The sequence below is a fragment of the Bradyrhizobium sp. NBAIM08 genome (genome assembly GCF_020193935.1).
GTDB classification, from domain to species: domain Bacteria; phylum Pseudomonadota; class Alphaproteobacteria; order Rhizobiales; family Xanthobacteraceae; genus Bradyrhizobium; species Bradyrhizobium yuanmingense.
In genome coordinates this window covers 1-386 of the sequence record NZ_JADYVR010001273.1, presented here as the reverse complement: position 1 = coordinate 386, position 386 = coordinate 1, and the positions used below count along the sequence as shown (strand labels likewise).

The 386-nt window shown below is 61.1% G+C and carries 1 protein-coding gene; it reads left to right on the top strand.

Annotation, left to right across the window (positions count from 1 at the left end; genetic code table 11):
* Positions 1 to 12 precede the first annotated feature (12 nt).
* On the top strand, positions 13 to 386 hold a 374-nt coding region (locus I6F37_RS44490), incomplete at its 3' end, for a hypothetical protein (RefSeq protein WP_225155058.1).

Below are 386 nucleotides of genomic sequence, written 5' to 3'. Positions count from 1 at the left end.
CTCGAAAAGCACATGGCCGCCATTGCCGACCGCCGCAAAATGGGTGCCCTGTTCGTTGATCTCGAGGAGGCTGTAGACGAGGACGAGGTGGACGCACCGGACGAAGACGAGGCGGAGCAACTCGCGCAGCAGGCACTGGCGCTGGAGGAGAAGTCCGAGATTGAGCGCTTGCTGGGCATGATCCGTTTATTGCCGCCAGATACGAAGGTCCGGAAGCTTCGCGAGGAGGTCGCCATCCTGCGCGAGGCGGGATACGGAAAGGTAATGGTCTTCACCCAGTTCACCGACACCATGGATTTACTGCGGCGCGAACTCGCTGTGAACGATGGCCCGCGGATTATGTGCTTCTCCGGACGGGGCGGCGAAGTGCTGTCCCAGGATAGCAC